At 57.8% G+C, this 25,752-nt stretch carries 29 protein-coding genes; 20 read left to right on the forward strand and 9 right to left on the reverse strand.

Going from position 1 to position 25,752, the window contains the following annotated elements; translation table 11 throughout:
• Window positions 1–197 precede the first annotated feature (197 nt).
• The 5 genes from MEB48_RS03955 to MEB48_RS03975 all read right to left on the reverse strand — a co-directional run bounded on the left by MEB48_RS03955 (window position 198) and on the right by MEB48_RS03975 (window position 4,759).
• A complete protein-coding gene (locus MEB48_RS03955; RefSeq protein WP_237882084.1) occupies window positions 198–974 on the reverse strand; it encodes a hypothetical protein in 777 nt (258 codons plus the stop codon).
• A 34-nt stretch (window positions 975–1,008) separates the two neighbouring features.
• Window positions 1,009–3,708, reverse strand: coding sequence for a bifunctional DNA primase/polymerase (locus MEB48_RS03960; RefSeq protein WP_237882086.1), 2,700 nt, complete (start codon window positions 3,706–3,708; stop codon window positions 1,009–1,011).
• Window positions 3,705–3,911 carry a TraR/DksA C4-type zinc finger protein gene (locus MEB48_RS03965; RefSeq protein WP_237882088.1) on the reverse strand — a complete coding sequence of 69 codons (207 nt, stop codon included), beginning with the start codon at window positions 3,909–3,911 and terminating at the stop codon, window positions 3,705–3,707. Before MEB48_RS03965 ends, MEB48_RS03960 begins: the two co-directional genes overlap by 4 nt.
• Window positions 3,904–4,392 (reverse strand): phage regulatory CII family protein, encoded by a 489-nt coding sequence (locus MEB48_RS03970; protein WP_237882090.1) that lies wholly within the window; start codon window positions 4,390–4,392, stop codon window positions 3,904–3,906. The genes MEB48_RS03965 and MEB48_RS03970 overlap by 8 nt, the downstream gene beginning before the upstream one ends.
• Window positions 4,393–4,531: 139 nt before the next feature.
• Window positions 4,532–4,759 (reverse strand): transcriptional regulator, encoded by a 228-nt coding sequence (locus tag MEB48_RS03975; protein ID WP_237882092.1) that lies wholly within the window; start codon window positions 4,757–4,759, stop codon window positions 4,532–4,534.
• Between the two features lie 99 nt (window positions 4,760–4,858).
• Here MEB48_RS03975 and MEB48_RS03980 point away from each other — a divergent pair, with 99 nt between their 5' ends.
• The 9 genes from MEB48_RS03980 (at window position 4,859) to MEB48_RS04020 (ending at window position 11,927) form a co-directional block, all read left to right on the forward strand.
• Complete coding sequence (locus tag MEB48_RS03980) at window positions 4,859–5,605, forward strand: LexA family transcriptional regulator (RefSeq protein WP_237882094.1); 747 nt, start codon at window positions 4,859–4,861, stop codon at window positions 5,603–5,605.
• Between the two features lie 338 nt (window positions 5,606–5,943).
• Window positions 5,944–6,318, forward strand: coding sequence for a hypothetical protein (locus MEB48_RS03985; RefSeq protein WP_237882096.1), 375 nt, complete (start codon window positions 5,944–5,946; stop codon window positions 6,316–6,318).
• Between the two features lie 10 nt (window positions 6,319–6,328).
• Entirely contained in the window at window positions 6,329–6,604 is a 276-nt protein-coding gene (locus MEB48_RS03990; protein ID WP_237882098.1) for a phage antirepressor KilAC domain-containing protein, read from the forward strand.
• Window positions 6,601–6,975, forward strand: a complete 375-nt coding sequence (locus MEB48_RS03995; RefSeq protein WP_237882100.1) for a hypothetical protein — start codon at window positions 6,601–6,603, stop codon at window positions 6,973–6,975. Before MEB48_RS03990 ends, MEB48_RS03995 begins: the two co-directional genes overlap by 4 nt.
• Window positions 6,972–7,214, forward strand: coding sequence for a pyocin activator PrtN family protein (locus MEB48_RS04000; RefSeq protein WP_237882103.1), 243 nt, complete (start codon window positions 6,972–6,974; stop codon window positions 7,212–7,214). The genes MEB48_RS03995 and MEB48_RS04000 overlap by 4 nt, the downstream gene beginning before the upstream one ends.
• 59 nt (window positions 7,215–7,273) lie before the next feature.
• A complete protein-coding gene (locus tag MEB48_RS04005; RefSeq protein WP_237882105.1) occupies window positions 7,274–7,615 on the forward strand; it encodes a hypothetical protein in 342 nt (113 codons plus the stop codon).
• Between the two features lie 33 nt (window positions 7,616–7,648).
• On the forward strand, window positions 7,649–8,470 hold the full coding sequence (locus MEB48_RS04010) for a DUF2303 family protein (RefSeq protein WP_237882107.1): 822 nt from the start codon (window positions 7,649–7,651) through the stop codon (window positions 8,468–8,470).
• Window positions 8,471–9,123: 653 nt separating this feature from the next.
• Window positions 9,124–10,317, forward strand: a complete 1,194-nt coding sequence (locus MEB48_RS04015) for a tyrosine-type recombinase/integrase (RefSeq protein WP_237882109.1) — start codon at window positions 9,124–9,126, stop codon at window positions 10,315–10,317.
• 20 nt (window positions 10,318–10,337) lie between these two features.
• Entirely contained in the window at window positions 10,338–11,927 is a 1,590-nt protein-coding gene (locus MEB48_RS04020) for an ABC-F family ATPase (protein WP_237882112.1), read from the forward strand.
• A gap of 192 nt (window positions 11,928–12,119) precedes the next feature.
• Here MEB48_RS04020 and MEB48_RS04025 read toward each other — a convergent pair whose 3' ends face one another.
• A complete protein-coding gene (locus MEB48_RS04025; protein WP_237882114.1) occupies window positions 12,120–13,157 on the reverse strand; it encodes an alpha/beta hydrolase family protein in 1,038 nt (345 codons plus the stop codon).
• Window positions 13,158–13,326: 169 nt separating this feature from the next.
• The gene (locus MEB48_RS04030) at window positions 13,327–13,938 is read right to left on the reverse strand and encodes an FMN-dependent NADH-azoreductase (protein WP_237882115.1); all 612 of its coding nucleotides are present in this window, start codon (window positions 13,936–13,938) and stop codon (window positions 13,327–13,329) included.
• Between the two features lie 132 nt (window positions 13,939–14,070).
• On the opposite strand from MEB48_RS04030, the gene MEB48_RS04035 reads away from it, so the two are divergent.
• Both MEB48_RS04035 and MEB48_RS04040 read left to right on the forward strand, forming a co-directional pair.
• Entirely contained in the window at window positions 14,071–14,979 is a 909-nt protein-coding gene (locus tag MEB48_RS04035; RefSeq protein WP_237882117.1) for a LysR substrate-binding domain-containing protein, read from the forward strand.
• A complete protein-coding gene (locus tag MEB48_RS04040; RefSeq protein ID WP_237882119.1) occupies window positions 14,976–15,335 on the forward strand; it encodes an MmcQ/YjbR family DNA-binding protein in 360 nt (119 codons plus the stop codon). The genes MEB48_RS04035 and MEB48_RS04040 overlap by 4 nt, the downstream gene beginning before the upstream one ends.
• A gap of 5 nt (window positions 15,336–15,340) precedes the next feature.
• Here MEB48_RS04040 and MEB48_RS04045 read toward each other — a convergent pair whose 3' ends face one another.
• A complete protein-coding gene (locus tag MEB48_RS04045; protein WP_237882121.1) occupies window positions 15,341–15,769 on the reverse strand; it encodes a DUF1294 domain-containing protein in 429 nt (142 codons plus the stop codon).
• On the reverse strand, window positions 15,766–16,596 hold the full coding sequence (locus MEB48_RS04050; RefSeq protein ID WP_237882123.1) for an undecaprenyl-diphosphate phosphatase: 831 nt from the start codon (window positions 16,594–16,596) through the stop codon (window positions 15,766–15,768). The genes MEB48_RS04045 and MEB48_RS04050 overlap by 4 nt, the downstream gene beginning before the upstream one ends.
• 291 nt (window positions 16,597–16,887) lie before the next feature.
• Between MEB48_RS04050 and MEB48_RS04055 the strand changes: the two genes are divergently transcribed.
• From MEB48_RS04055 to MEB48_RS04095, 9 genes are all read left to right on the forward strand, one after another.
• Entirely contained in the window at window positions 16,888–18,522 is a 1,635-nt protein-coding gene (locus tag MEB48_RS04055; protein ID WP_237882125.1) for a methyl-accepting chemotaxis protein, read from the forward strand.
• 215 nt (window positions 18,523–18,737) lie between these two features.
• Window positions 18,738–19,301, forward strand: coding sequence for a nicotinamide riboside transporter PnuC (gene pnuC / locus MEB48_RS04060; protein ID WP_237882127.1), 564 nt, complete (start codon window positions 18,738–18,740; stop codon window positions 19,299–19,301).
• Window positions 19,298–19,822 carry an AAA family ATPase gene (locus MEB48_RS04065; RefSeq protein ID WP_237882129.1) on the forward strand — a complete coding sequence of 175 codons (525 nt, stop codon included), beginning with the start codon at window positions 19,298–19,300 and terminating at the stop codon, window positions 19,820–19,822. The genes pnuC and MEB48_RS04065 overlap by 4 nt, the downstream gene beginning before the upstream one ends.
• A gap of 484 nt (window positions 19,823–20,306) precedes the next feature.
• The gene (locus tag MEB48_RS04070; RefSeq protein WP_237882131.1) at window positions 20,307–20,744 is read left to right on the forward strand and encodes a hypothetical protein; all 438 of its coding nucleotides are present in this window, start codon (window positions 20,307–20,309) and stop codon (window positions 20,742–20,744) included.
• A 1-nt stretch (window position 20,745) separates the two neighbouring features.
• Window positions 20,746–21,318 carry an adhesin gene (locus MEB48_RS04075; protein ID WP_237882133.1) on the forward strand — a complete coding sequence of 191 codons (573 nt, stop codon included), beginning with the start codon at window positions 20,746–20,748 and terminating at the stop codon, window positions 21,316–21,318.
• Window positions 21,319–21,368: 50 nt separating this feature from the next.
• Window positions 21,369–22,709 carry a heme utilization protein gene (locus MEB48_RS04080; protein ID WP_237882135.1) on the forward strand — a complete coding sequence of 447 codons (1,341 nt, stop codon included), beginning with the start codon at window positions 21,369–21,371 and terminating at the stop codon, window positions 22,707–22,709.
• Window positions 22,710–22,771: 62 nt separating this feature from the next.
• On the forward strand, window positions 22,772–23,452 hold the full coding sequence (locus MEB48_RS04085; protein ID WP_237882137.1) for a C39 family peptidase: 681 nt from the start codon (window positions 22,772–22,774) through the stop codon (window positions 23,450–23,452).
• A 32-nt stretch (window positions 23,453–23,484) separates the two neighbouring features.
• Complete coding sequence (locus MEB48_RS04090; protein ID WP_237882139.1) at window positions 23,485–24,225, forward strand: hypothetical protein; 741 nt, start codon at window positions 23,485–23,487, stop codon at window positions 24,223–24,225.
• 46 nt (window positions 24,226–24,271) lie between these two features.
• A complete protein-coding gene (locus tag MEB48_RS04095) occupies window positions 24,272–25,552 on the forward strand; it encodes a hypothetical protein (protein WP_237882141.1) in 1,281 nt (426 codons plus the stop codon).
• The last annotated feature ends 200 nt before the right edge of the window (window positions 25,553–25,752 follow it).

Below are 25,752 nucleotides of genomic sequence, written 5' to 3' on the forward strand. Positions count from 1 at the left end.
TGTCTCGGGCAAGACTGGCGGCTCGCATCAGGGCCGGCAGCAAAATGAAAACCCCGCCGAAGCGGGGTTAGGTGACCGGCTCAGGGAGGGCCGGGTGAAGCTGCACAGCACGTGCGAGGTAAGCGCCAAGGCGCAAATTTCATATCGTGGTGACTTTTTACCCCCTGAGTACGGAACCGAAAAGGGGGCACTTTCGGTTATCCGGCTCGATGCAACTTTGACGCAACTTTGAGGAGACTTTGAGGCAAAACGCCCCGACCAGCGGTAAGCCACTTACGGGCATCGGCACGCTCGGTCAACACTTCCAACAGCCGCTCATGCAGCCGGTGCACCTGGTCGTAGTAAGTCTGTTTCGCTCTCGACTCCAACCCCAGCAGATGCAACTGCATAAGCCAGGTCGGCGCCGGATCATCGCCATAACGCAAGGCTGCCAACCGCTGCAACCGCTCACCGCGCTCATCCTGCCGAGCAATCTCCGACAGCGCGGCGGTAATCTCTTGAGCAACACCATCAGGACCAGCTCCAGCACCGAGGATGATCCGCGAGCCAGGCGTGCCGCGAGGTGCACATCCGCCCCACTCCATGATCGTTGCCATCGGGCTGCCCATGCCGCCGCTTTCGCCATTGAGACGGCATTGTTCGCCCCAGTGCTTCAGCAGTACTTCCATTGCCTCAATCATCGCCCTTCCCCCCGAAAAACCGAACCCAACACAGAAAACCCGCAACCCAACACAAACCCAACACAAATAAATCCTTTTAAAATCAATACCCTTATCAACTTTGAGTTGAGTGTGTTGGGTTTGTTGGGTTTCTTGTTCCTCGCATAAGAAAAAAATCCCGCCCTTCTTTTCGGTGCATTTAACGTCACGTATGCGCGTGCGCGACGACAAACCCAACACACCCGGCACAACTGCCGGAAAGCCGCACAAATAAAGGTCCGGAATTGTGTGGGGTACCAAAAACCAACCCGACACACACCCGACACACCCAACACACTTTTAGGCGCACTCATGCTGCTGCCGCCTTGACGTGTTCCCAGTTGTCCACGTTCCAGCCGGCCAACTTCGCCTGGGCACGCCAGTTGGTGACCGTCTTGCCCAGATCGGCCGCCTTCAGTGATGGGGGCTGGGAAGCACCGGGGTCGTTCGGAAAGAAGAACGCACCAAACCGCCTGTTGCTGCCTTCGGTCCAGGGGATAGATCGGGTCTTGTCCACTTCCGAACCGATAAACAGCGAGAACTTCGTCTGGCTCATCACGTGCTCTTTGTTGCGGTGACACCATTCAAGGAACAGCGAATAAAGGTCGGTCGAAAGGCACACGCCCCACAGATCGCGCCCCAGCTCGCCGTACTTCCAAAGGTTGAGGAATGTCTGCCAGCCGGCCCGACTCAACGCCACCAGGCGTTCACGTGCCGCCGTACTAGGTGGCCGAGTGCGCTGGTCAAAATCACCGAGGTCGACCGACAACAGCCAACCATACAGAGCAGCAACTCCGCCGTTTTTCAGCTCCTGGCCGATAGCCTTCTGGCGGTCTTCCGGTAGGGTGAGCTCGGGCCACATCACCAACATTCGCCGGTCACTTTCGCTGATGGGCCACGGCATAATCTCGTTGCTCAGGAAAACCGCGTTCATATGGTTGGCTTCTTCCCAGCCATTGATGAACTTCGATTCCATACGCACCGTCTTGCCGGTGATCAAATGCTTGATCTTGCCCACCTGGTTGTAGCGCTGATCGCGGCTGACGACCTCCTCAAACACCGACCACAGCTTGCGGCTTTGCCAGGCGTTGAAGTTGCTTTCAAGCTGGGTCTGTCCAACGGTGGCGGCGTACTGACCGTAAAGCATGCCCATCGCATCGGCGAACAGCAGGCTCTTACCGGAGCCCTCCATGATCGAGTGCATCAGTACTGCCGTGTCCATCTTGGCGCCGAGGTGTTGCAGCGGGTACGCCATCCACCGTGTCAACCACCGAGCGGCATCCTGATCATGGTTGCAAAGGAACGAAATCAACCAGCGCAGGTTTTCGCAGGCGGCTTCATCATTGATCGGTTCAAGCGGCAGGCCATCGAAGGTATTGATGTAGACGTTCGGGTCTTTGGTCATTGTCGGGTCAAAGACAATATGGTCAACATCGACCACCCGACGCTCGCTGCTGTTCAACCACAATGGATACGTGTCCCCCAGGGCCATCTTCACGGCGCCCTCTGCTACGCGCCGCTTTTTCTCGCGGTCCCAAACATCCTTCGTACCATCGATGTACACGTATCGTTCGGTCGGCGGCATACCGAAGGCACCGCCTTTCTTGCCTGCCATGCGTCGAGACTGTTCGATGTCACGCACATGGTCATCGGATATCAGCTTTCGACGTTCGGTGTCCTCCAGCCATTGTTTCGCCAAAGGCTTACCGACTCGCGCTTCAAATGCCGACTTTTTCATAACCCGCGATTGATCGAAGTCCCACACGTGCGTGGTGCCCTCCACCAATGCAAATCGCCGAAGGACGTGATCGAGCGTCAGCACCTCCCCCGCACCCCCATTAGGAGCCGAAGCGGCCTCGCTGGCGCCGTCATCAGGCGAGCCCGGCTCGCTAGCGTCATCGGATGGGGTCGGGGGAAGATCACGCGGATCAGGCCGCGATGAATGCTGCATACCCAACATGCGCGCAGCATCCTTCACCGCCTTCGACTGGTCACCTCCATGCTCGAGTAAACAGAACACCTCGAAGGCGTCATTCTGATGCCCGTTGGCGAGCGGATCGGCGCCGTGGTGCGAGTAAACTTTTCCATCACTGATCGTCACGCCTGGCAGGCCAGTACTGCTTTGCGGGTAAAGCCATTTGCTGCCCCGTTTGATGTAACCGTGGGTGCGCAAAAGCTCCTCGATGTCGTGGCAACGATTGAACTCATCAATCACCGATGGAGACCTACCCGCCGTAGGAGCTGGACGTTTGTTGACCTTCGCCGGCGGCACTGTTGACTTGACCGCCCACGGGCACGCCGCCTCAGCATCACGCTTGAAGATGTCCCAGTTTTGCCAGATGTTCAGCAGATCGTTGGTGAGCGTCGGCAACCCGTCCATGGCGCTTGGTGGGGTTTTCCAGGTGTAAGGCTTACCGGTACCCGGGTGAATCGAAGGCGGAAACACGTCCTGTACCAGGCCAGCCCGAAGCTCGAACACCGTGAAGCGCTTGTACTCTTCAGCCTCCGCGCGAGCTGCAGCCTCCCCGACACCATCGCCCTGCTCTTTCGCAGCCTTGGCCTTATCCATCAAGCCTTTATGAATCGAACCGTCGGGGTCTTTTTCATTCGGCCAGGAAAGAGAATGCCGGGTCAGCTCAATGCCGTCCGGCACTTTGAACATCACCCGGAAGCGCGCTGGGTTACCAACAATCGTCGGATACACCAACGCCATGGCATCCAGATCGACACCCAGCAGCTCGTACAACACATGCCGCGTCCATTGAACGTCGTCGACATCCAGCGAACAGACACGGCTCGGCCCAAGCACGACGCCGAGGTTGTGATTAGGGTTTCGTTGCCAGAATGCTTCAGCGGTGGCGGCATCAGTGATGTAACCGCCGGGTTTGTTCCACCCCAGGCCCTTTGGGGCTTTTTCACCTGGCTCAATGGAGACCAGGGCAAGATCGAAAGTAGTGATGTAACGTTTTGCCCATGTGGCGATGGCTAGTCCTTTGGCCGATTCACTCATCGCCGAGCCTCCCGCAACCCCTGACAGTCAACGCAGGTTTGGCAACCCACAATCGTCTGCTGTCGAAGCAACGGGATAGCTTCGTCGCAATCCGCGCAAAACTGCGCGCTGATGCGGCTTGATGGCGCACGGCGGCTGCGCTGAAGCGCAACGTCGAGCAGGTATTGCGCCTGGTCGTTGGCGCGATCGATATCGTCAGCCATGGATGCGATCCTCCATCGCCTGACGGGCACCCGCCATGATGCCGAGGATTTCGCGAATCACGTCCATACCCTTCTTTTCAAGATCGAGGACTTCGTGAAGCTCCCAGACATTGTCGTCAGCACCATCGTGCATGGCTGCCACGAATTCGCCAGTTTCGCCGAGCAGCTTACCAACGGCCTTCAACGCATCGCGTGTTGCCGGTACCGGTACCGGGCGATACCAAACCGCACCTGCCGGCCGCATGAGCGCGTCGAGCAAGCGCGTATCGGCTGTCAGCCTGATCACCTCCTCAAGCTCATCAGGATTCAGCCAGCGGCGCTCTTCATCGAGCTTGAGTTTCTTCTGGAGGGTGTCGTTATCCAACACCATGTCAAAGGCAAGGGCGGTGATTCCGCCCTTGTAGTCACGACCAGCGCGATAGATCGCCTGGCGTAGAGGAAGGACCGGACCCGCGTCCGGCAAAAGATCTGTTCGACTCATAACCGTAAATCCCCTGTTTACGGTGTAGCCATAAGACAGGGCAATCCCTATCCTACAACCACGACCGATGTGCATGTGCTGTGTGTCGTCGTAGCCGGGCTGGGGGATTCTTTGGTGAGAGGCCCCAGCTCGGCACCCTTTAAGCAGCGTTGGAACCGCGAAGGTAAGCCCAGTCAATGTCTGCTCGAAGTTGCTCGCAAGTGACCAAGCCAGTCGACTCTCGCTCGATACCGACCGCCAAAGCGGCGCCGGCGCGTCGGTTGCCGTAAGCAACCTGCTTCAACTGGCCGACTGAAGTACCGCATCGGCTCGCGAATGCATCCATCGCAGCCTTATCAAGACTCTTCAAATACTCGTGCAAGGTCATGTGCACCTCCTTCTGGATGCCGAGATTAGCAACTGCTAATGCTTTCAGCAATAGCAAACCGTAATTTACTGTTTGCTAACGGGAAGCGATGATTGGGGAATGGATATAAAGAAGATGCGAGTTCAGGTTCTGCGTGACTTGATGGGTGAAAAAACCCAGAAAGAGTTCGCCGACCTATACAACCTAGACGCCTCATACCTGTCGCAATTGCTCAACGGGCATCGATCGCTGGGCGAGAAAGCGGCGTCAAATCTTGAAGCGAAAATTGGTCTTGCTGAGGGCACACTGACGGTGCCGTCCGTCTCGATGCGCGCACCCGGGCCAGGAGCGCCGCATACGTCAGAGAATCAGATCGTCCCAAGCAACGCCGAGTATCTCGGCCCCATAGATGTCTGGGACGACGATACCCCCTTGGATGATGATGAGGTCTACGTGCCGTTCCTTAAGGAAGTTGAACTGTCCGCTGGAAGCGGCCGGACCGCTGTACATCAGTCCAACAAGCAAAAGCTTCGGTTCGGCAAGAAGACCCTGAGGCGGCAGAACGTCCAGGCAAATGAAGCAGTCTGCGTAACCGTTAACGGCAACAGCATGGAACCCGTTCTCCCTCATGGGAGCACCGTTGGGGTTGATCAGGGTTGCACAGCCATCACGGATGGAAAAATGTATGCGCTGAATCATGGTGGCCAGCTGCGAGTTAAAACGCTGTACCGGTTACCCGGTGGAGGCATCAGGATGCGTAGCTATAACCGAGAGGAGCATCCGGACGAAGAGTACAGTGCGACCGAACTGGTCAAAAATGAAATCATCGTGATCGGTAAAGTCTTCTGGTATTCCGTGCTGCTATAACCGACTGCGACTAAAAGAACCCGCCATGTGCGGGTTTTTTTTGGCCTTCGCAAAACTAATTTAGCATTTGCTATTGCATGTTTATTTAGCTATTGCTAATTTTGCGCTCGTATCTACCTCTCACCAAGAGTACGAGCCATGCAAACCACACAGCACAGCAACACACGCTGCCCTGTCTACCTGCACCCATCTGCGTGCAGTAGCCGAGAAGCAGTCGAGGCCATCCAGCACCGCACCGGGCTACTGGTGGTCGCTACCCCCAAAGGTCACACCGAGGCCGTCCAGCCCACTGTTACCACCACAACCGATACCTTGTGGCCGTTCGGAGGTGATGCAGCATGAATAACTACCTCATCCCACTCGCAAAACAAGAGCTGCTGCATCACATGCTTCAGGTCGGCGGCGCAGCCGTTTGCCCTCTTCAACGGCCAGAGCAAACCATCCATGCAAGCTTTGAAGTGGAGCTCACCGATGACAACGCAGTCATCAGCGTGGACTTCGGCGGCCACACCGGCGAACTGACACTCAAGCGTTCAGATCGCGCCAATCATCTGCACCTACGGGATTTCATCCAAGACATCGCGAACGGTCGCATTGAGTCGGCAGAGCCTACGCCGCCGCCAGAGCAACCCGATAGCGCAGCGCAAATACAGCAGATGCTGGCCGAGTCGGAAGCACTGCTGAACAACGTTCGAAAACTGCTCGCAGCCTGAGGACAGCGCCGTGAATCGCACCCTGGATCAAACAGCCGCCGTGCTCGGCCTCAAGCCCCGCGCCTTCCGCACCAGGTTGCGAGAGCTACGCATCCTGACCAATGACGGCGACCTGGCCAGCCATCACCGCGACCGGGGCTATCTGTTCTCGGATCCGCGCAGCGTCCAGATCGGAAACACCAACCGCTTTCGTCACTACGCCGTAGTGATGGTGAAGGAAGAAGGCGTCGAGTGGATTGCCAAAAAACTGAATATCACCATTACGCACAAGGACGCCGCAGCATGAGCCAGAACGCCATTACCCCAGCCATCGGCGCATTGAAACTGGTCCCGATGTTCCTCAACCACCCGACTGTCATCAGCCGCGCCACGCTAATTGGTGCTTCAGCCGAAGCGGTGCAGCTTCTGGAATCGTTGCCACCAGTCAGCGCGGAACTGGCCGAGGTATTCCGCTGCGTCGACGCGGTCATTGGTGAGGGGCAAATCGCCTACGTCACACCGACCAAATCGCCAGAATACCCCTACGGTGCGGTTGTCGCTGATCAACAAGGTAGCGTCTGCGCAGCCGCCATAGGCAAAAGCAAAGAAGGCCTCGCCGAACTGATCCGCCTCAAGTTGCTGCCTCCATCGGAGGGGTTCGGGGAGGACGCAACGTGAGCAACACCCTCGACCAACTCCGCCGTCAGTTCGCAACACCGTGCCCGACCCTGGCAGCAGTGCGTGAGCATTACTTCTCGCACATCCGCACCGACCGCCACCTGCTGACCGAAATCAAGAAAGGCCGCATCAAGCTCACAGTCAAGCGCCTGCACGGCTCGACCCGGGCCAAGCCGGTGGTTTACCTACACGACCTCGCTGAATACCTCGACGCCCAAGCGTTAACAGCAGCAGCCTGATTCACCGGTAGCCCCTGCCGTCCAGGGGCAAATAACTCGCACTCAATGAGGCACAGCACATGAGCAAAGCACGCCCTTTTATCGACACGCTGCGGGACATCGAGGCCGGCGGCCTGCTCGATGAACTGAGCGAAGCCCAGTTCAACCTGATCGATGCCATTCGCCTGTCCGGCAAGGCCGGCAAGCTGGTCATCGAACTGAACTACAAGCCCGACGGGCGCGGCCAGATGAACATCAAGGCCGACGTGAAGGTGAAGGAACCGGTTCTTTCTCGCGGCACGTCTCTGTTCTTCCTGACGCCCGAAGGCAACCTCACCCGCCGCGATCCGCGACAGCAGGACCTGGCTCTGCGCCCAGTAGAGGACGACACCCAGTCCCCGTTGCGTCACGTCGCGCCGTAACGATCACTCACCAAAGAAACTGGAGCACATTCAATGCAAGAAGCAATTAATCAGTTGGTCACTCTCGCCCAAGCATTGGGCAAGCCGCTGGACCACCCCGCCCTGCCCGCGCCATTCGCTCTTGTACCGCAAGGCGTCAAGGTTCAGGACCTTGAAGGCATGCTGCCCGCACCGGTACGTATCCGCCAAGCCGTAAGCGTACTCGACGCGGATACTTTCATTTCATACGTCAACCGCTTCGCCACTACCGCGTCGGTGGTTTTCTGCGATGGGCCAGAAGGCCGCACCTTCCGTGCTGTGCTCGACTACCACCAACCCGAGAAACCCTCTTGGGGTCAGCACGTCGCGGTCTACCAGTGCCCGATCAGCATCGAATGGGGCCGTTGGAAAAGCTCGGATCGCAAAAAGATGGATCAAGCTACGTTCGCCGAGTTCTTTGAAGAAAACATCAGGGACATCACTGCGCCCGAAGGTATCCCCGGGGCACCATCCGCGGCGGACATGCTGGAAATCAGCCGCACCCTCGAAGCCAAGAAGAACATCAGCTTCCGGCAAGGCACCCGCTTGGATAACGGCCAGGTCCAGCTGACCTACAACGAGCAGATCGATGGTCAGGCCGGCGAAACCGGTCAACTGAAAATCCCTGAACAGTTCTACATCGGTGTGAAGCCATTCCTCGGCGGCGACGCGTTCTGCGTGGCTGTTCGCTTCCGCTATCGCATTCAAGAGTCCCGCCTGGTTATGTGGTTCGAACTGGTCCGCCCGGACAAGGTACTTGAAGAGGCTTACACCACCGTGCGCGCCAAGATCCAAGGATCTATCGGCGAAGTGCCGATGTACGAAGCAATTATCTAACCATTGCATCACCCCCGCCGCCGTCCTCTCACCAAGAATCCCGGCGGCGGGCTCTAACGAGGTACACAGCACATGATCATTCCTATCTACGCCGCGCTGTTCATGTTCCAGCACATCTACCGGGGGCCACGCCGATGAGGCCACGAATGACCTACTGGAACGGCCACTGGTGGTGTCGCCGAATGGGTATCACTGGCCAAGGCCTGACCATGCAAGAGGCATGGGCGGACATGTGGTCGCTTTATCGCGAAACCTTCCGACCATCAATCAACCACGAAGTGAGGTGTCCGCGAGCATGACTGCACTTCGCCGAATAGTCCGCATCCGCAGAGGACAAATGCCACCACTCGATCTGAACACTATCTGCGACAAATGCAACAAGTCGCGGGCCCATGGCAACCACGAACAATGCAGCAAGCAGCGCCAGGCCGAGGGCATCGCACGGCGCGCTAAGGAGAATCAGTGATGGCCAACATCGAACCGGAAACGCTGCCCCACCCCGAAGTAGACAAGGTATCGGAAGAAGTCATGGCCCATATCTTGGGTATTTCATTTAGAGCACTCGCAACCCGACGCGCCCGAAAGCAGATACCCGAAGGTGTCTGGAACAAACTCGGCAACCGCATCATGTACAGCAGAAAAAGGTATTACGAATGGGAAGAAGCACAATGGATTTGCCCGATGGAGTTGAACTCTTCCGCAAATCCCTCCGGATTCGTTTTACTTGGAACGGTGTCCGCCGAAGCGAAACCCTCCCCCTCCCCGCGACGCAGAAAGGCATTAAAGCTGCATCCCAACTACGCAATCAGGTAGACAGCCTGATCAAGCTCGGCCTCTTGGATGATGCCAAGTACGCCGAGCTGTTTCCCGGATCGACTGTTTCACTCGGCGGCGTGCCGGCCTTTCATGAGTACGCACAGTTGTGGCTGGATGGCCGGGTCATCACCGACGGCACACGCAAGAACTATAAGGGCGCACTGAACCTGTATTGGATTCCGCCGCTTGCCCTGGTACGCATCGATCTGATTACCACCACACTCCTGCGCCGCATCATTGCGGCCACGGAGTGGACGTCGCCGGGTGTCCGGCGTAACGCCATAGTAAAGCTCTCGACCATCCTGGAATCGGCCGTCACTGAAGAGCTGATCAAGAAGAACCCGGCGAAGATAATCGACCTCCCGAAGCGGGCGCGTAAGGAGATCAACCCTTTCTCGCTGGACGAGGCGAACCGGATCATCGCCCACATGTACCAGACCACTCACTGGCCCAGCGGAATTTACGCCGCGTTCTTTGAGTTCGCGTTCTTCACTGGGCTCCGGCTGTCGGAGGTGGCGGCGCTGCGCTGGGATGCCGTAGACCTGGTGAAACGCCAAGTCCATGTCCGCCGCACTGTGGCACTGGGCGTAGTCGAAGAGCGCACCAAAACCGGAAAAGATCGCTATGTGCTGCTCAACGAGCGGGCGCTGCATGCGCTGGAGTTCGCCCGCCAGTACGCCGAACGTCGCAAAAAAGGCGTCGGCAAGATCAAGGAAACGCCTTACGTATTCCCGCCATCGAAGAACAGCGAGTACATCAAACAGACGTCCGACCTGCATAAGCAGTGGGGACCAGCCCTGAAGGCACTGGTGATGTCTTATCGGCCACCGTACAACTGCCGTCATACTTATGCGACAATATGCTTAATGTCCAACATGAACCCCGCCTTCATCGCTCAGCAACTTGGCCACAGCGTCCAAATGTTGCTGACGACGTATGCGCGTTGGCTCAACTCAAGCTCAGACTGGGCGGAGCTGGAAAAGCTCCAGATTGGTATCAAATCGGTATCAGGCAAAAACGACCAGCTCTAACCCATTGATAGGTAAGGTAATTGATTTCCACAGCTAACATCACGATGCAGTTCGGCGCCAAGCCGCTATTCGAAAACGTTTCGGTCAAATTCGGCGCCGGTAACCGCTACGGCCTGATCGGCGCCAACGGTTGCGGCAAGTCGACCTTCATGAAAATCCTCGGTAGCGACCTTGAGCCATCCGGTGGCCAGGTCATGCTCGAGCCGAACGTGCGTCTGGGTAAATTGCGCCAGGACCAGTTCGCCTACGAAGAATTTACCGTGATCGACACCGTGATCATGGGCCACGAAGAGCTGTGGAAGGTCAAGGCCGAGCGCGATCGCATCTACTCGCTGCCGGAAATGACCGAAGAAGACGGCATGGCCGTGGCCGAGCTGGAAACCGAATTCGCCGAAATGGACGGCTACACCGCCGAATCCCGTGCCGGCGAGCTGTTGCTGGGCCTGGGTATCGGCATCGAACAGCACTTCGGCCCGATGAGCGAAGTGTCCCCGGGCTGGAAACTGCGCGTATTGCTGGCGCAGGCGCTGTTCTCCGATCCTGAAGTATTGTTGCTCGACGAACCGACCAACCACCTGGACATCAACACCATCCGCTGGCTGGAAAACATTCTGACCCAGCGCTCCAGCCTGATGATCATCATCTCCCACGACCGTCACTTCCTGAACAGCGTGTGCACCCACATGGCTGACCTGGACTACGGCGAACTGCGCCTGTTCCCGGGCAACTACGACGAGTACATGACCGTGGCGACCCAGTCCCGCGAGCAGCTGCTGTCGGACAACGCCAAGAAGAAAGCGCAAATCTCGGAACTGCAATCGTTCGTCAGCCGCTTCTCGGCCAACGCCTCGAAAGCCAAGCAAGCGACTTCCCGTGCCAAGGCCATCGACAAGATCCAACTGGCCGAAGTCAAGCCTTCGAGCCGTGTGAGCCCGTTCATCCGTTTCGAACAGACCAAGAAGCTGCACCGTCAGGCGGTCATCGTCGAGCGCATGGCCAAAGGCTTCGACGGCAAAACCCTGTTCAAGGACTTCAGCTTCCAGGTTGAAGCCGGCGAGCGCGTGGCGATCATCGGCCCGAACGGTATCGGTAAAACCACCCTGCTGCGCACCTTGGTCAACGAATTGACTCCGGATGCCGGTACCGTGAAATGGACCGACGCTGCCGAACTGGGCTACTACGCCCAGGACCACGCTCACGACTTCGAAGACGACTGCAACCTGTTCGACTGGATGGGTCAGTGGACCCAGGGCGGCGAGCAACTGGTTCGCGGCACCCTCGGTCGCATGCTGTTCTCCAACGACGAGATCCTCAAGTCGGTCAAGGTCATCTCCGGTGGTGAGCAAGGTCGCATGCTGTTCGGCAAGCTGATCCTGCAAAAGCCGAACGTGCTGATCATGGACGAACCGACCAACCACTTGGACATGGAATCCATCGAGTCGCTGAACCTGGCACTGGAGAACTACCCGGGCACGCTGATTTTCGTCAGCCACGACCGTGAGTTCGTATCGTCCCTGGCCACTCGCATCATCGAGTTGAGTGCCAACGGTGTGATCGACTTCAGCGGCACCTATGACGACTACCTGCGTAGTCAGGGTGTGTTGATGTAAGGCTGCTGCAAGCTTCAATTGAAAAGCCCTGTCCTGGTGACGGGGCTTTTTGGTTTTCAAGATCAAAAGATCATCCGAATGCGGTGCAGCTCCTCGTAGGAGCTGGCTTGCCAGCGAAAGCGGCTTCACGTCATGCAGCGCCCATGAAAACGCCTTCGCCGGCAAGCCGGGCTCCTACGGGTCAGCGGCGTTTTATTGATCCGCGGTTTGCATGCCGGCGCGGGTGGGCTTGCCCAAGGCATGGGCGAAGAACCGTCCGGCTTCGGAAATCATGTTGCGGTGAATGTCCTTGCGGTCTACGCCGTCAGCGTCGGTGCACAGTGCCGGCATGGCGGCGATCTGTTCTTCGTCGCAGGGCGCCAGGAATACGAAGTGCCCCGCCCCGGCCAGCAATTTGAAGTCCGGTGCGGTCGGCAGCTTGCGCGCAAGCGCTGCGGCGTTTTTATCGAATGCCACCAGTTTGTCGCCGTCGCCGCTGTATAGCAGCACCGGCACATGCACGTCGGCCAGGGTATGACGGCCGAATTTCAGACTCAGCGGCGCCATCAGCAACAAGGCATGCACGCGCGGGTCCGCCACTGGCTGCAAGTCATCACGGTCGACGATCAGTTCGCCTTGAGTGTCGCAGGCATCGTGATCATCCGGGCGCTCCTGGCAATAACGGCGCAGACGATTCAGATCCGGGGTGGCGCCGGACAGGATCAACGCGGTCTCACCGCCCGCCGAATAGCCAATCATCCCGACCTGCTCGGCATTGACGAAGGGCGCGAGCGTCCGGTCGCTCAGTGTCGCGGTAATGGCTTCGGAAATCTGGATCGGCCGCCCATAAAGGTTGCTCAAGGTGCCGAGACGGCTGTGGTCTTTGGAGTTGTCGCCGGGATGGATCACCGCGACCACCACAAAGCCTTTGCGTGCCAATGAGGTGGCGAGGTCGTGCAGGGCCAGCGGGGTTCCGGTGTTGCCGTGAGACAGCATCAGCATCGGGAAACGCCCGATGGCGACTTTGGTGTCTTCACCGGCTTCGACCGAGTAACCCTCCAGCGTGCTGGAATGTTCCTTTTCACTGGACGGGTAAAAAGCGATGGCACGCATCGGCTGCAAATCCAGCGGATCGAGGAAGGTCATCTCATGGAAACCGGCGCTCCAGGGAGGATGTGGCGCAGACGCGGCGTGCACCAGACTCAGACTGCCGAGCAGGCAAATCAGTAGCGTTGCACAAAGACGCACCATGGGAGGCCCCACCCTGTTACCTGACCGCAGATGTCAGCCCTCGACTGCATAACCTGGGCCAGAAACGGATAACCGCCAGAAACAAAAAACTCCGTACCTGGCCATCACGATGACCAGAATACAGAGTTTCAGGGGTATTGCCCGAGCTGTTTACGTCTTTACCCAAGCCTTACGCGGCGGCGAACAATTGCTCGCTGATCTGCGCCTGAGCGTCGCTCATGGCTTTGGTGCGCACTTCATCACCGTAGGCCAGGCCATGGGCGCGGACGAACTCGATGTCAGTGATGCCGAGGAAACCGAACAGCACTTTCAGATAGTCTTCGTGTGCAACACCAGTCGCTTGACCGGCATGCAGGCCACCGGCAGTCGAGACGATCACGACTTTCTTGCCGCCGCACAGGCCTTCAGGGCCGGCTTCGGTGTAGCGGAAAGTCTGGCCGGCTACGGCGATGCGATCGATCCAGGCCTTGAGTTGGGTCGGGATGGTGAAGTTGTACATCGGCGCGGCAATCACGACAGCATCGGCGGCGATGAATTCGGCCAAGGCCTGCGCGCTCAGATCGGCTTCGTGCTGTTGCGCGGCGTTGCGCAGCTCAGCGGCGGTGCCGGCGGCGACCAGAGTGGCGGCGGAGAAATGGCTGATGGCATCGGCGGCCAGGTCGCGGTAAGTCACCACAACGCCAGGCTCGGCGGCTTGCCAGGTTTTGACCACTTCGCCGCTCAGCTGACGGGAAGCCGAGTTGTCACCCAGAATGCTCGAATCGATATGCAGTAATTTCATGTGGGATCTCCAAGGTGAGGATCGCCACCGGGCGATCTGATGGAGACAATCCTACCGACGAAACCAATAGCTGATTAGTCGGTAACAATGCGATAGTTCGTCCCACTGATAGAACAGTCGAGCTTAAAATCAATGCAAGATCTCAACGACCTCTACTACTTCGCCAAAGTGGTCGAAGCCGGTGGCTTCGCGGCGGCCGGGCGTCTACTGGGGATTCCCAAGTCGCGGTTGTCGCGACGCATCGCCGAGCTGGAAGAACGCCTGGGCGCGCGCCTGCTGCAACGCACCACCCGCCAACTTAACCTGACAGCCGTGGGTGAGCGCTATTTGCGGCATTGTCAGGCAATGCTGCTGGAAGCCGAGATGGCCGACGAAGCGGTGGCCAGTATGTCCAGCGAGCCTCGGGGGCGCTTGCGAGTGTCCTGCCCCGTGGGGTTGGCCCACGAAATGCTGCCTGGGGTGATCAGTAACTTCCTGGAGAAATTCCCTCAGGTTCAGCTGGAGGTCATGCTGCTCAACCGTCGGGTTGATCTGGTGACCGAGGGCGTCGACGTCGCCTTGAGAGTGCGGGATCTGGGTGATGAAGATCCATTACTGGTCACCCGCCGTTTACGTCAGGCCCAAATGGCGATGGTTGCCAGCCCCGCATTTCTGCTGGGTCGTGAAATCAATCATCCTGAAGACCTGAAAAACCTGCCCGTGCTCGGCGCCCTGGAAGCCGACCGCATGGTGCATATCCGCCTGCTTGATCAAACAGGCAAAAGTTACGACCTGAGTCTCGAAGCGCGATTGGGCATCGACGATTTCATCGTGCGCAAAGCCTGCACCCTCAATGGCCAAGGCTTTACCATGTTGCCGATGATGCATTGCGAGCAGGAGCTGAAAAACGGCGAGCTGGTGCAACTCTTGCCCGACTGGTCATTGCCGGGCGGTTGGCTGCTAGCCGTCTACCCTCATCGACGCGGGGTGATGCCGGCACTGCGCGCCTGGATCGACCATTTGATCGAATCATTCAATGCGTGTGGGGACAGACTGTTATGAAAGCCGGATTAATGAGCGAAGAGGACGTCGCGCAATTCTGCCTGGCGCTGCCCGGTGCGCGGGAGGATTACAAGTGGGGTGGCGTGCGGGTGTTTTCGATTGCCGGGAACAAGATGTTCGCCTTGCAGAACCTGCGGGGACAGTCCCTGGCTTTCAAGGTCGACAAGGACCTGTTCCTGGGCCATTGCGACCGGCCGGGCATTCACCCGGCGCCATATCTGGCCCGGGCTCAGTGGATCATCATGGAAACGCCCTACCCGCTGGGCACCGAAGAGCTGCAAGGCTTGTTGCAACGTTCCCACCAATTGGTGGTGAGCAAGTTGCCCAAGCGCACGCAGGTCGGCTTGTTGCTTTAAAGTGCTTAAAACAACGCGAACAGGTTAGCGCCCAGAAACAGCTGGTCGATCCAGAACACTTGATGCATCAGCACGATGAGCCAGAACACCAACTGAAACGAGACTTTGCGGGTCTTGTGCCGAAACGCTTGCTGGGCCAGCAAGGCGCCCGGCCAACCACCCGCCAGCTCCACCGCGTGCAAGACGTTTTCCGGTGTGCGCCAGCTGTCGGCGCGGGCCTTGTGCTTGTCGCTCCAGTACAGGAAAAACGCCAGCACGCTGACGATGCCGTAGGCCGCCAGGGGAATCACCGACACCCCGCGCAGCCACAGCGACATCGAGCCAAACAATGGCACTGCGCACAGCACAGCGAACGCCAGCAGTTTCAGCCGCAGGTTTTGAATGGCTCCCCCGGACTTCCGTCCGGCGTTGTTGCGCGTGCTGGAGTCGTTCATGGCTTGACTGCTGTCCAATCGACCCAACCGAATTGCCAGGTGGCCAGGATTACCAGACCGAACGCAATGCGATACCAGGCGAATGTCGCGTAGCTGTGGCTGGCAATGAACAGGAGCAAGCCGCGGACGGCGATCATCGCGAAGATAAACGCAGTGATGAAGCCAATGGCAAACACCGGAAAATCCGCCGGCACGAACAGATCGCGGTATTTGTAGCCCGAGTACACCGCTGCGCCGACCATGGTCGGCATGGCGAGAAAGAACGAGAACTCGGTGGCCGTCTTGCGCGACAACCCGAACAGCAAGCCGCCAATGATCGTCGAGCCGGAACGCGAGGTCCCCGGAATCATCGCCAGGCACTGGGCGAAGCCGACTTTCAGGGCGTCTTTCCAGGTGATGTCGTCGACACTTTCAGCATGCACTTCATGCTGACGGCGTTCTGCCCACAACATGACGACCCCGCCCACGACCAATGCGGTGGCCACAGTAATCGGGTTGAACAGGTACTCGTGAATCAGATCGGCGAAAATCACCCCCAACACTACCGCTGGCAGGAAAGCGATCAACAGGTTTGCGGTGAAGCGTCGCGCGCTGGGTTGTGTCGGCAAGCCGATGACAACGTCGAAGATCTTGCGGCGAAACTGCCAGACCACCGCCAGGATCGCGCCGAGCTGAATGATGATGTTGAAGGCCATGGCCCGCTCGCCGCCGAAATTGAGCAAGTCCGCCACAATAATCTGGTGCCCGGTACTGGAAATGGGCAAGAACTCCGTCAGCCCTTCTACAACGCCTAAAATCAATGCCTGAAAGGCCGTCCAAAGATCCATCAATCCCCCAAGAAGCCATGCCCCCAGGCATGCTCCGTTAATAATTTATAAGCGTTAACGCGATCAGCCCTGGCTGAATCCCCGCGCGCGCAAGATCCACACAAAACCGTAAAAATTGCGTGAAAAAAGGCCTTGGGCTCAGGTTTTTCCGTGCGGGGCCGAAATCCTATCAGACACGCCCCATTTACGCTGCCGCGTAATAGGACCTGAGTCGCATAGGCTCGATCGGCAAAGCGTGGTTGGATGCTGGCGATCGTTTATGACAAGAACAAGAAAACGGAGTAACAGCGTATGAACAGCTTGCGCAGTGTGTCGATCAGCCGGCGCTTGTGGCTCATTTTGATCGTGGCCGTGGTGATGCTGTTGACGTTGGGCGTGTTGATGCTCAAGCAGATTCACGACGACCTCTATCAGGCCAAGGCCCAGAAGACCCAGCACGTGGTGCAGACCGCCAGTGGCATTCTCACCTACTATCATGGCCTGGAAACTGCCGGCACCCTCACCCGCGACGCCGCGCAAAAACAGGCACTGACCGCCGTGCGCGGTTTGCGCTACGACCAGAATGATTATTTCTGGATCAACGACCTGACGCCCGTCATGGTCATGCACCCGACCAATCCGAAGCTCGAAGGCCAGAATCTCTCGACGATCCGCGACCCGGACGGTTTCGCGCTGTTCAACGAGATGGTCGCCATCGCGAAGGCCAAGGGCGCCGGCATGGTCGACTATCGCTGGCCAAAACCGGGCGCCAGCGCGCCGGTGGAAAAAACCTCCTACGTCAAACTGTTCGAGCCCTGGGGTTGGGTGATCGGTTCTGGCGTGTACATCGATGACATGCAGGCCGAGTTTTATGCGCAGGTCTGGAAGGCGTCTTTCGTGGGCCTGGTGATTGCTCTGATCATGGCGCTGCTGGTGATCATGATTGCCCGCAGCATCGTGCGCCCGCTCCAGGAAACCGTGAACGCCATGGCCAACATCGCCAGCGGTGAAAGCGACCTGACCCGCAGCCTCGATACCCATGGCCAGGATGAAGTCACGCAATTGGCCCGGCACTTCAACGCCTTTACCGCGAAACTGCGCTTGGTGATCAGTCAGTTGCAAGTATCCGCCAGCGCCTTGGGCCAGTCCTCCAGCGAATTGGGCAACGATGCCACGCAGGCCCAGCAACGCAGCCAGCAGCAATCGCAGCAAATGGAACTGGTGGCGACTGCGATCAATGAAGTGACCTACGGCGTGCAGGATGTGGCCAAAAACGCTGAACACGCGGCCAGCGAAATGCGCGATGCCGAATCTCAGGCGCAGCAGGGCCAGGTCAACATCGACGGCAGCTTGCAGCAGATCGACAAGCTGTCTTCGACCATCGATCAAGCCGTCGAAGTGATTCGTACGCTGGCCGACGAAAGCACGCAAATCGGCAGTGTCCTGGAGGTGATCCGCTCCATCGCCGAGCAAACCAACCTGCTGGCCCTCAACGCCGCCATCGAAGCCGCCCGGGCCGGCGAGCAAGGTCGCGGGTTTGCGGTGGTTGCCGACGAAGTGCGCCTGCTGGCCCAGCGTACTCAGAAGTCCACGGCGGAAATCCAGTCGATGATCGAACGCCTGCAAAGCCATTCCGAAGCGGCGGTCAAGGTGATCGGCGACAGCAGCCGTGCATCGCAACTGACCATCGAGCAGGCCGGGCTGGCCGGCGCCAGCCTGAATGCCATCGGCCAGGCCTTGCGCAACCTCAACGGATTGAACGCTTCGATTGCCAGTGCGACCTTGCAGCAGGCCCATGTGGTGGAAGACATCAATCAGAACGTCACCCAGGCCGCCGGGTTGTCCCACAGCACGGCACTGGCGGCCGAACAGTCGAGCGTGGCGAGCGCTCACCTCAAGGAGTTGAGCGAGCAGTTAAATGGGTTGCTGAAGCAGTTTCGGGTGTAACTCTTTTCTATCCCCAACGCGGTCCCCCTGTAGGAGCGAGGCTCGCCCGCGAAGGCGGTGTATCAGGCGACATCAATATTTGACTGTGCCGCCGCCTTCGCGGGCAAGCCTCGCTCCTACAGGGACCGCGCCTGACCGACTGGCATTGGCAAGCCCCTTTCCCACAATCCGGGTACAATTTGCCCCCCTCATTTTTACGACACCAAGGAATCTCCATGTCCGGGCTTGAACTGTTTGCTGCCGCCCTCGGCGTGATTGCCGTCTGGTTGACGGTCAAACAGAACCCTTGGTGCTGGCCGATCGGCCTGGTCATGGTGCTGCTGTATAGCTGGATCTTTTTCGAGGTGAAGCTGTATTCGGACATGCTGTTGCAAGTGATCTACGCCGGTTTGCAGATCTACGGCTGGTGGCAGTGGACTCAGGGGACTGCGACTCATGGCAAGCGGCATATCAGCTTGCTCGATGGAAAATCCATTGCGCTCGGTCTGGCCGTGGGCGCAGTCGGCAGTCTGCTGCTGGGCGCCGCAATGGCCCACTGGACCGATGCCGCCCAGCCTTGGCTCGATGCGGCGTTGACTGGTTTCAGCCTGGTGGCGCAGCTATGGATGGCGCAAAAACGTCTGCAATGCTGGCCGTTGTGGATCGCGCTGGACATCATCTTCGTTGGCCTGTTCATCTACAAAGAGCTGTACCTGACCGCCGGTCTTTATGGGGCTTTCGCACTGCTGGCGGTGCATGGCTGGCGGACGTGGCGCGCTGATCCGGCGTTGCGCACATGAAGGTTTTGGTACTCACAGGGCCTGAATCCAGCGGCAAGAGCTGGCTCGCCGCCGAACTGCAACAGCAATTCGGCGGTGTTCTGGTGGGCGAATACGTGCGCTGGTTCATTGAGCAGGAAGCACGAGACACGTGCCCGGCCGATATCCCCGACATCGCTCGCGGTCAGCTGCAGTGGGAGGATGACGCCCGCGCCCTTGGGCCGCCGTTGCTGATTCTCGACACTCACTTGCTGAGCAACATGCTCTGGAGCCAGACCCTGTTTGGCGATTGCCCGACCTGGCTTGAACAGTCACTGTTGGCTCGGCGCTATGACTTGCACTTGCTGCTGTCTCCCGAACAGGTCGACTGGACGGATGACGGTCAGCGTTGTCAGCCAGAGCTGGATGAACGCCGGGCTTTTTTCAGCGCGACTCAGGCATGGCTGGAGCAGCATCGACAGCCGGTTCAGGTGCTTCAGGGCGATTGGGCCGAACGCCGGCTTCAAGCAATACAAGCCGTCGCGTTACTGCTCGGGCGCTGACCTTCCTTAGTGGGGGTCAACCCCCAATCCCTGTGGGAGCGGGCTTGCTCGCGAAGGCAGTGTGCCAGCCAGCATCGATGTTGGATGTGCCGACCTCTTCGCGGGCAAGCCTCGCTCCTACAGGGATTGCGCTGCGTGACGAGTACCCCAGCATTTGTTGCGATATCTTTGCAAAATACGTCCACTTCTGAAACACGCTTCTCCTCTCGAACAGCCCGTTTCAACGCTGGCCTTCGTCTTGTCACACCATCTGTTAAAACGCTGATACATCCCACCTAAGCCCTTGGATCCAGAGTGTTTGCGATCCTTCATCGCATTACCGCCCCGGCGGTCTTCTCAAACCTGAAACACCTCACTCCATCGATCCACTTGCCTTGATCGATAACCCTCTGAATCAAAACAACAATCAAAATCCGGCACAGCTTTCGCTCCCCCCTTCCCAAGGCTGACTAAGCCAGCCCACAACAAAGAAGGAATTGCCGCCGTGGGGACATTTGATAAAAGCATCTATTGCCTCTTGCTGATCGGATGCGCACTGGGCTCAAGTGTCAGCCTGCCCGTACAGGCTGACAACGGCATCATTATTATCAAACGTGATGTCCAACCGCGCATGGCAACGCGTGCACCGGTGATGCCCGACCCTAGCCCCACGACCGCCAATGCCAACCCGTCCAGACAAGTCCTCAGGCAAACGAACGAATTGAGCGACGGCGACTTTGCCAGCGTCGCCAGCGGTGCAGGCATCTCGGGCCTGGTCACGCAAAACACCAATAACCTGGGCGGCAATATCACCAACCAGACCCAGCTTTCCAACCTCCCCGCTGGACGTTCGGGCAATTCGGGCAACGGTATTGCCAACATGGTCAATTCAAACATCCAGCGAGGCATGGGTGCTCTGAAAGTCGTCACGGGAGACCGTTAAGATGACTCGTACGCTGCTAATGATCGCCATGTTTTGCAGTGCATCGACCTTTGCCCAACCTCCCGCCATCAATAACGCTGAAATCGACGGTTCGGGCATGCAGCACCAGGGCAACCTCTCGGTCAACCAGGCGGCGGGCGATCAGCAGCAACAGGCCAATGCCCGAGCCATCGCTATTGGCAACAACGCCAGTGCTACCACACAGATTCGCCAACGGCTGCGTACGCAAGTCGACCCCAGGATCGATGCTCGATCCAGTATTCAAGGCGACGCCTTCAGCCATGGCAACGGCGTACTGGGCGTCAACCAGAGCGCGGGCGCCAGCAACCAGCAAGCCAATGCCCTGCGGATAAGCGTCAGTACGCAGCCGCAAAGTATCGACGACAGCGTCCTCATGCAGCAGAACGTGGCGCTGATCACCAACTCCGATCCAATTGACTCTGCACCAGGCCATCGCCAGGTCGCTACCAGCGATCAGGCTTTCACCGGTAGCCGTGGGGTGATCCAGTTGAATCAGAGCGCCGGGGTGGGAAACCGAACGGCCAACACCCTGAGCGTACGGGTCGTGGATTGACCCAAACAGGTAGGAACAACACTTAACCTAAATAAGTACGGAGAATCACCATGAAACCCTCGATGGCACTCAAGCCTCTGGTTTTCGCAATTGCTGCGGTCATGGCTGTTGCTGTACAAGCTGGGCAGAACGATTGGCGTAACAACCACCACAATGGCCATCACACCCCTCCTCCTACAAAGATCCCTATCTCTGCGACTGCCAATGCATGGGATAACCAGAGCAGTACCAACAACCGCATCCGTAACGAAGGGACGATCAACGAAGCTGAAATGAACAGCTCTGCCACAGGCGCCAGCGGCAACGTCGGCGTCAACGTGGCTGCAGGCAGCGGCAACCAACAAGACAACGCGTCCGCTATCGCGAACGCTGCCTCAGATTCCAGTCTCGATAACACCTTCGTGTTCGGCACTGCCACGGCCACCGCCGACGTTACGCAATACAGCAACAATAACAGGGTCAACAACTTCGGCAGCACAGCCTCTGCCGTGATGGGTGGATCGGGTAATGGCGGCAGCGGCAATATGGGTATCAACATTGCTGGCGGCGACCTTAACCAACAGAAAAACACCATGGCCATTGCCAACACCAATGCCCCGCTTGGTAATGCAGTAGCCACCGCCTCTGCCGATCAACAAGGGCCTGGCCTGGTAGTCAATAACAACGCCGATCGGACGTATCGCCTGGATACGATGACAGTTACCAACTCGGCCAGCGGTAGTTTCTCTCGCGATAAGTCTTCCGATTTGAGCGTTGATAAAAGCGCTTCTTCGAGCTTTGACGTGAGTGGTTCCAGGAGTTCTGATGCGAGTGGTTTCAGGAGCTCTGATGTGAGTGGTTCCAGGAGCTCTGATGCGAGCGGCTCCAGGAGTTCGGATAGCAGCTCTACTCGCAGTGCGTCTTTGAACGTTGATGTGGACGCGTCTGCGAATGCTACCAGAACTGTTACTTGGAATAATGGCTTTGGCGATCGCACCCGCACCAGGTCTGTCGATGCATCGCTTGACGCATCGCTCGATGCAGATTTCGACGCATCGCGCGAAAGATCGAGCGATTCATCGTTCGACAGATCGAGCGATTCCTCGTTCGAAAGATCGTTCGATAAATCGTGGGCGAAATCGTCCGACTCCTCGTTCGAAAAATCGGGCAGTAAAGAGTCCGAATCTTCGTACGACAAATCGAAAACGTTCAGTGAGAGCAGCTCTTTCGATTTGAGCAACACCTATTCCTATCAAGTGCTGACTCCAACTGGCTGGGCAAACCCTGTGACCAACACTGCGTCCCTGAACGGCTCGGTGAATGGTGGCAGTGGCAACCTGGGCGTCAACGTGGCTGCGGGTGTGGGTAACCAACAAAGCAACTCGCTGGCCATTTCCAACAACTCGTTCTGATTGCTGTCTCTGGAGGCCCCCTTACGGGGGCCTGTTTCAACACAACCAGAAGGCGTACTTCCATGCGCATTATCGCTTTGGCATTTTTGCTTTGCGTGGCCAGTGTGAGCGAGGCTGCACAAATGCCGCTTTCCGTCCTGCCGGGCGGCGCGGTGGTGTACAAGCCGATCCAGAGCATGCGCGAGCGTAAATTTGCCGACCTGGTGCAACAGAAAACCGACTTCAGTTGCGGCGCAGCTGCGCTGGCGACCATCTTGCGCCAAGCCTATTGGCTGGACGTGGATGAAGAACAGATCATCGAAGGCATGCTGGCACACTCCGATCAAGATCTTGTCCGCGTACAGGGTTTCTCCATGCTCGACATGAAGCGTTATGTGGAAAGCATCGGCATGCGGGCCCGTGGCTATCGGGTCGCGCAGGAAACGTTGAGCGAAATCAGAATTCCGGTGGTGGTACTCCTTGATATCCGTGGCTACAAACATTTTGTGGTCATGCAAAAAGTCCATAAGGGCTGGGTCTATATCGGAGATCCGGTACTCGGTCATAAACGCTACAAAGTCGACGACTTTGTAAAAGGCTGGAACGGCATCATCTTTGCCGTTATCGGCCAGGGCTATGACAAAGCCAATGCGTTGCTCGACCCACCCATGCCACTGACCGCCAAGAACCGTATCAACACCTTCACCCCGGTGCGAGACGCAGAGTTGATGGATTTCGGATTTATCCAAAGTGATTTCTTCTAATGACAAGGAGCACGACGCTCCCGGAGCATCCAATGAAGACTCCAATCTGGCTAGTCGTGGTTTGCCTGGCCGCCAGCCTGCCGAGCCAGGCACAGACGTTCAAACCCATTGAACTGAAGGATCAGGAATTGGCGACCCTGCGAGGCCGCTATGTCATGCCGGGAAGGATCATCAGTTTCGGTCTTGTCATGACCAGCACTTGGCAAAATGCCAACGGTGAAGTAATCGGGGCAACGTCCTCGATGCAAATTCAACAATCGACCATCACGCCACAGTTCTATGTGTCGATGATTGACGAAAAAGGTAATGGCTCAGTGTCTTCGCAAGGCACCGGCATCGTCGTTGGCGGCAGTGGCCTCAACAGCACCGAGGGCGTCACTCAAGTCGTGCGTGCGGCTGGCGACCACAATACTGCCTACAACGATGTTCATATCAACGTCACAAAGGCTAGCCAAGTGCCAGCAACGCAACAGCAGGGCCAGGCATTGGCCGCAGGCTCGACGTTGATCGGCGCCAATGGCGCGGGCTCGTTGAGCGTTTCCTCGACCGGTACGGGTGTGCAATTCAACATTGTGGCCAACAACAACCAGGGCAGTACCGTACAACGCCTGGCCCAGGGGGGGCTGATGCAGAACACGACGTTGCTCGGCGGTGGCAACCAGGTCAACAACCTCACGTCCTTCAATGTTGTGCTGCGTGACGACGTGTCGACCGCCGGATCGCTGAACGGCAACCTGGACCAACTCAGAGGTCTTCGCACTCTCGGATTTTGATCTACGCTCAGTGTCACCCGATGGAGTCAAAAGGGACGGCTAACCCATGCACCGATCGTTGACGTTCAGAGCTATCGTTTGTTTGAGTAGCCTGGCGCCGGCCACACTGCTGTACGCAGCAACGGACCCCCAGGTCGAAGCACTAAAACAAGAACTCATGGAGTTGAAACAGCGTTACGAAGCACAACAGAACGCGCTGATGGTACTTGAGCAACGCGTTCGCCAAGTCGAAGAAACACCTGCGACACCTGCTCCCAAGCGCCTGACCAAATCCCCCGCAGAAACGCCCGGGAGTGGTCAGTCGGTGGCCGCCGGTGCGCCGGGAACCACTGGCAGTTCATACGGCCAATCGCTCAAGGATGATTCGGCGCCCGCGCAAAGCGTTTCCAACCTGTATGACGAAGCCAGCGGCTTTTTCGGTGGCGGCAAGTTCAGCGTCGAAACCGGCCTGACCTACACGCACTATGATACCCGTGCATTGGTACTCAACGGCTTCCTGGCCCTGGACGCGATTTTCCTCGGCAACATCAACCTTGACCGTATCAAGGCGGATAACTGGACCCTGGACCTGACCGCTCGCTACAACGTGGCACAACGTTGGCAGTTCGACATTAACATCCCGGTGGTTTATCGCGAATCAACGTATTCCTCCGGTGGCGCCGGTGGCGCAGGCCCGGTGACGTCGGACGCCACCGTTACCCGCGACCCGACCATCGGCGATGTGAACTTTGGCGTTGCTTACAAGTTTCTGGATGAGGCGGCCAATCTGCCCGACGCGGTCTTTACCCTGCGCGTCAAGGCGCCGACCGGTAAAGACCCTTATGGCATCAAGCTGGTCAATGACCCGAACAACGATAACCTCTCGGTACCCGAGGACTTGCCTACCGGCAATGGTGTCTGGTCGATCACCCCGGGTATCTCGCTGGTCAAGAGCTTCGACCCGGCGGTGCTGTTCGGCAGCCTGGCCTACACCTACAACATGGAAGACTCTTTCAGCGACATCAGTCCTCAGGTCAACTCCAAGGTGCCCGGGGACGTGAAACTGGGCGATTCCTGGCAGATCGGCGCTGGCATTGCATTCGCCTTGAACGAGAAGATGAGTATGTCGTTCTCGTTCACCGATCAGTTCGCCCGCAAGAGCAAGATCAAGCCGGACGGTGGCGACTGGCAATCGATTTCCAACAGCGATTACAACTCGGCCAACTTCAACATCGGCATGACTCTGGCAGCGACCGATAACCTGACGATCGTGCCCAACCTGGCCATAGGCCTGACCGACGACTCGCCAGACTTTTCCTTCAGCCTGAAATTCCCGTACTACTTTTAAGCACAGATTTGCTGAGTGCCTGTGGAGCGGATAGCGACCTGTCTGACACATCAATGGTGGATGGGCTGCCGTCATCGCTGCATGGGTATCTACACATTTCTTGAGCTACAGAGATTCATTGTGGGGCTTGGTGTTGGGGATTGGGGATTGGGAGTACATATCCGTTTCTGCGGTCATGGCCGCTGGCGGTTTCGCTTTTA

This window comes from Pseudomonas sp. PGPR40, from assembly GCF_022014505.1.
Taxonomy (GTDB): Bacteria; Pseudomonadota; Gammaproteobacteria; order Pseudomonadales; family Pseudomonadaceae; genus Aquipseudomonas.

What these genes read in the sequence shown, in the direction of transcription:
- MEB48_RS04045 (WP_237882121.1), bottom strand. Translation starts at nt 15,769, where the DNA reads ATGAACGACTCCAGCACGCGCAACAACGCCGGACGGAAGTCCGGGGGA.
- MEB48_RS03980 (WP_237882094.1), top strand. Translation starts at nt 4,859, where the DNA reads ATGGATATAAAGAAGATGCGAGTTCAGGTTCTGCGTGACTTGATGGGT.
- MEB48_RS04005 (WP_237882105.1), top strand. Translation starts at nt 7,274, where the DNA reads ATGAGCAAAGCACGCCCTTTTATCGACACGCTGCGGGACATCGAGGCC.
- MEB48_RS04090 (WP_237882139.1), top strand. Translation starts at nt 23,485, where the DNA reads ATGAAGACTCCAATCTGGCTAGTCGTGGTTTGCCTGGCCGCCAGCCTG.
- MEB48_RS04025 (WP_237882114.1), bottom strand. Translation starts at nt 13,157, where the DNA reads ATGGTGCGTCTTTGTGCAACGCTACTGATTTGCCTGCTCGGCAGTCTG.
- MEB48_RS03995 (WP_237882100.1), top strand. Translation starts at nt 6,601, where the DNA reads ATGAGCCAGAACGCCATTACCCCAGCCATCGGCGCATTGAAACTGGTC.
- MEB48_RS04050 (WP_237882123.1), bottom strand. Translation starts at nt 16,596, where the DNA reads ATGGATCTTTGGACGGCCTTTCAGGCATTGATTTTAGGCGTTGTAGAA.
- MEB48_RS03965 (WP_237882088.1), bottom strand. Translation starts at nt 3,911, where the DNA reads ATGGCTGACGATATCGATCGCGCCAACGACCAGGCGCAATACCTGCTC.
- MEB48_RS04010 (WP_237882107.1), top strand. Translation starts at nt 7,649, where the DNA reads ATGCAAGAAGCAATTAATCAGTTGGTCACTCTCGCCCAAGCATTGGGC.
- MEB48_RS04080 (WP_237882135.1), top strand. Translation starts at nt 21,369, where the DNA reads ATGAAACCCTCGATGGCACTCAAGCCTCTGGTTTTCGCAATTGCTGCG.
- MEB48_RS03975 (WP_237882092.1), bottom strand. Translation starts at nt 4,759, where the DNA reads ATGACCTTGCACGAGTATTTGAAGAGTCTTGATAAGGCTGCGATGGAT.
- MEB48_RS03985 (WP_237882096.1), top strand. Translation starts at nt 5,944, where the DNA reads ATGAATAACTACCTCATCCCACTCGCAAAACAAGAGCTGCTGCATCAC.
- MEB48_RS04030 (WP_237882115.1), bottom strand. Translation starts at nt 13,938, where the DNA reads ATGAAATTACTGCATATCGATTCGAGCATTCTGGGTGACAACTCGGCT.
- MEB48_RS03960 (WP_237882086.1), bottom strand. Translation starts at nt 3,708, where the DNA reads ATGAGTGAATCGGCCAAAGGACTAGCCATCGCCACATGGGCAAAACGT.
- MEB48_RS04015 (WP_237882109.1), top strand. Translation starts at nt 9,124, where the DNA reads ATGGGAAGAAGCACAATGGATTTGCCCGATGGAGTTGAACTCTTCCGC.
- MEB48_RS04075 (WP_237882133.1), top strand. Translation starts at nt 20,746, where the DNA reads ATGACTCGTACGCTGCTAATGATCGCCATGTTTTGCAGTGCATCGACC.
- MEB48_RS04040 (WP_237882119.1), top strand. Translation starts at nt 14,976, where the DNA reads ATGAAAGCCGGATTAATGAGCGAAGAGGACGTCGCGCAATTCTGCCTG.
- MEB48_RS04035 (WP_237882117.1), top strand. Translation starts at nt 14,071, where the DNA reads ATGCAAGATCTCAACGACCTCTACTACTTCGCCAAAGTGGTCGAAGCC.
- MEB48_RS04085 (WP_237882137.1), top strand. Translation starts at nt 22,772, where the DNA reads ATGCGCATTATCGCTTTGGCATTTTTGCTTTGCGTGGCCAGTGTGAGC.
- MEB48_RS03970 (WP_237882090.1), bottom strand. Translation starts at nt 4,392, where the DNA reads ATGAGTCGAACAGATCTTTTGCCGGACGCGGGTCCGGTCCTTCCTCTA.
- MEB48_RS04095 (WP_237882141.1), top strand. Translation starts at nt 24,272, where the DNA reads ATGCACCGATCGTTGACGTTCAGAGCTATCGTTTGTTTGAGTAGCCTG.
- pnuC (WP_237882127.1), top strand. Translation starts at nt 18,738, where the DNA reads ATGTCCGGGCTTGAACTGTTTGCTGCCGCCCTCGGCGTGATTGCCGTC.
- MEB48_RS04055 (WP_237882125.1), top strand. Translation starts at nt 16,888, where the DNA reads ATGAACAGCTTGCGCAGTGTGTCGATCAGCCGGCGCTTGTGGCTCATT.
- MEB48_RS04065 (WP_237882129.1), top strand. Translation starts at nt 19,298, where the DNA reads ATGAAGGTTTTGGTACTCACAGGGCCTGAATCCAGCGGCAAGAGCTGG.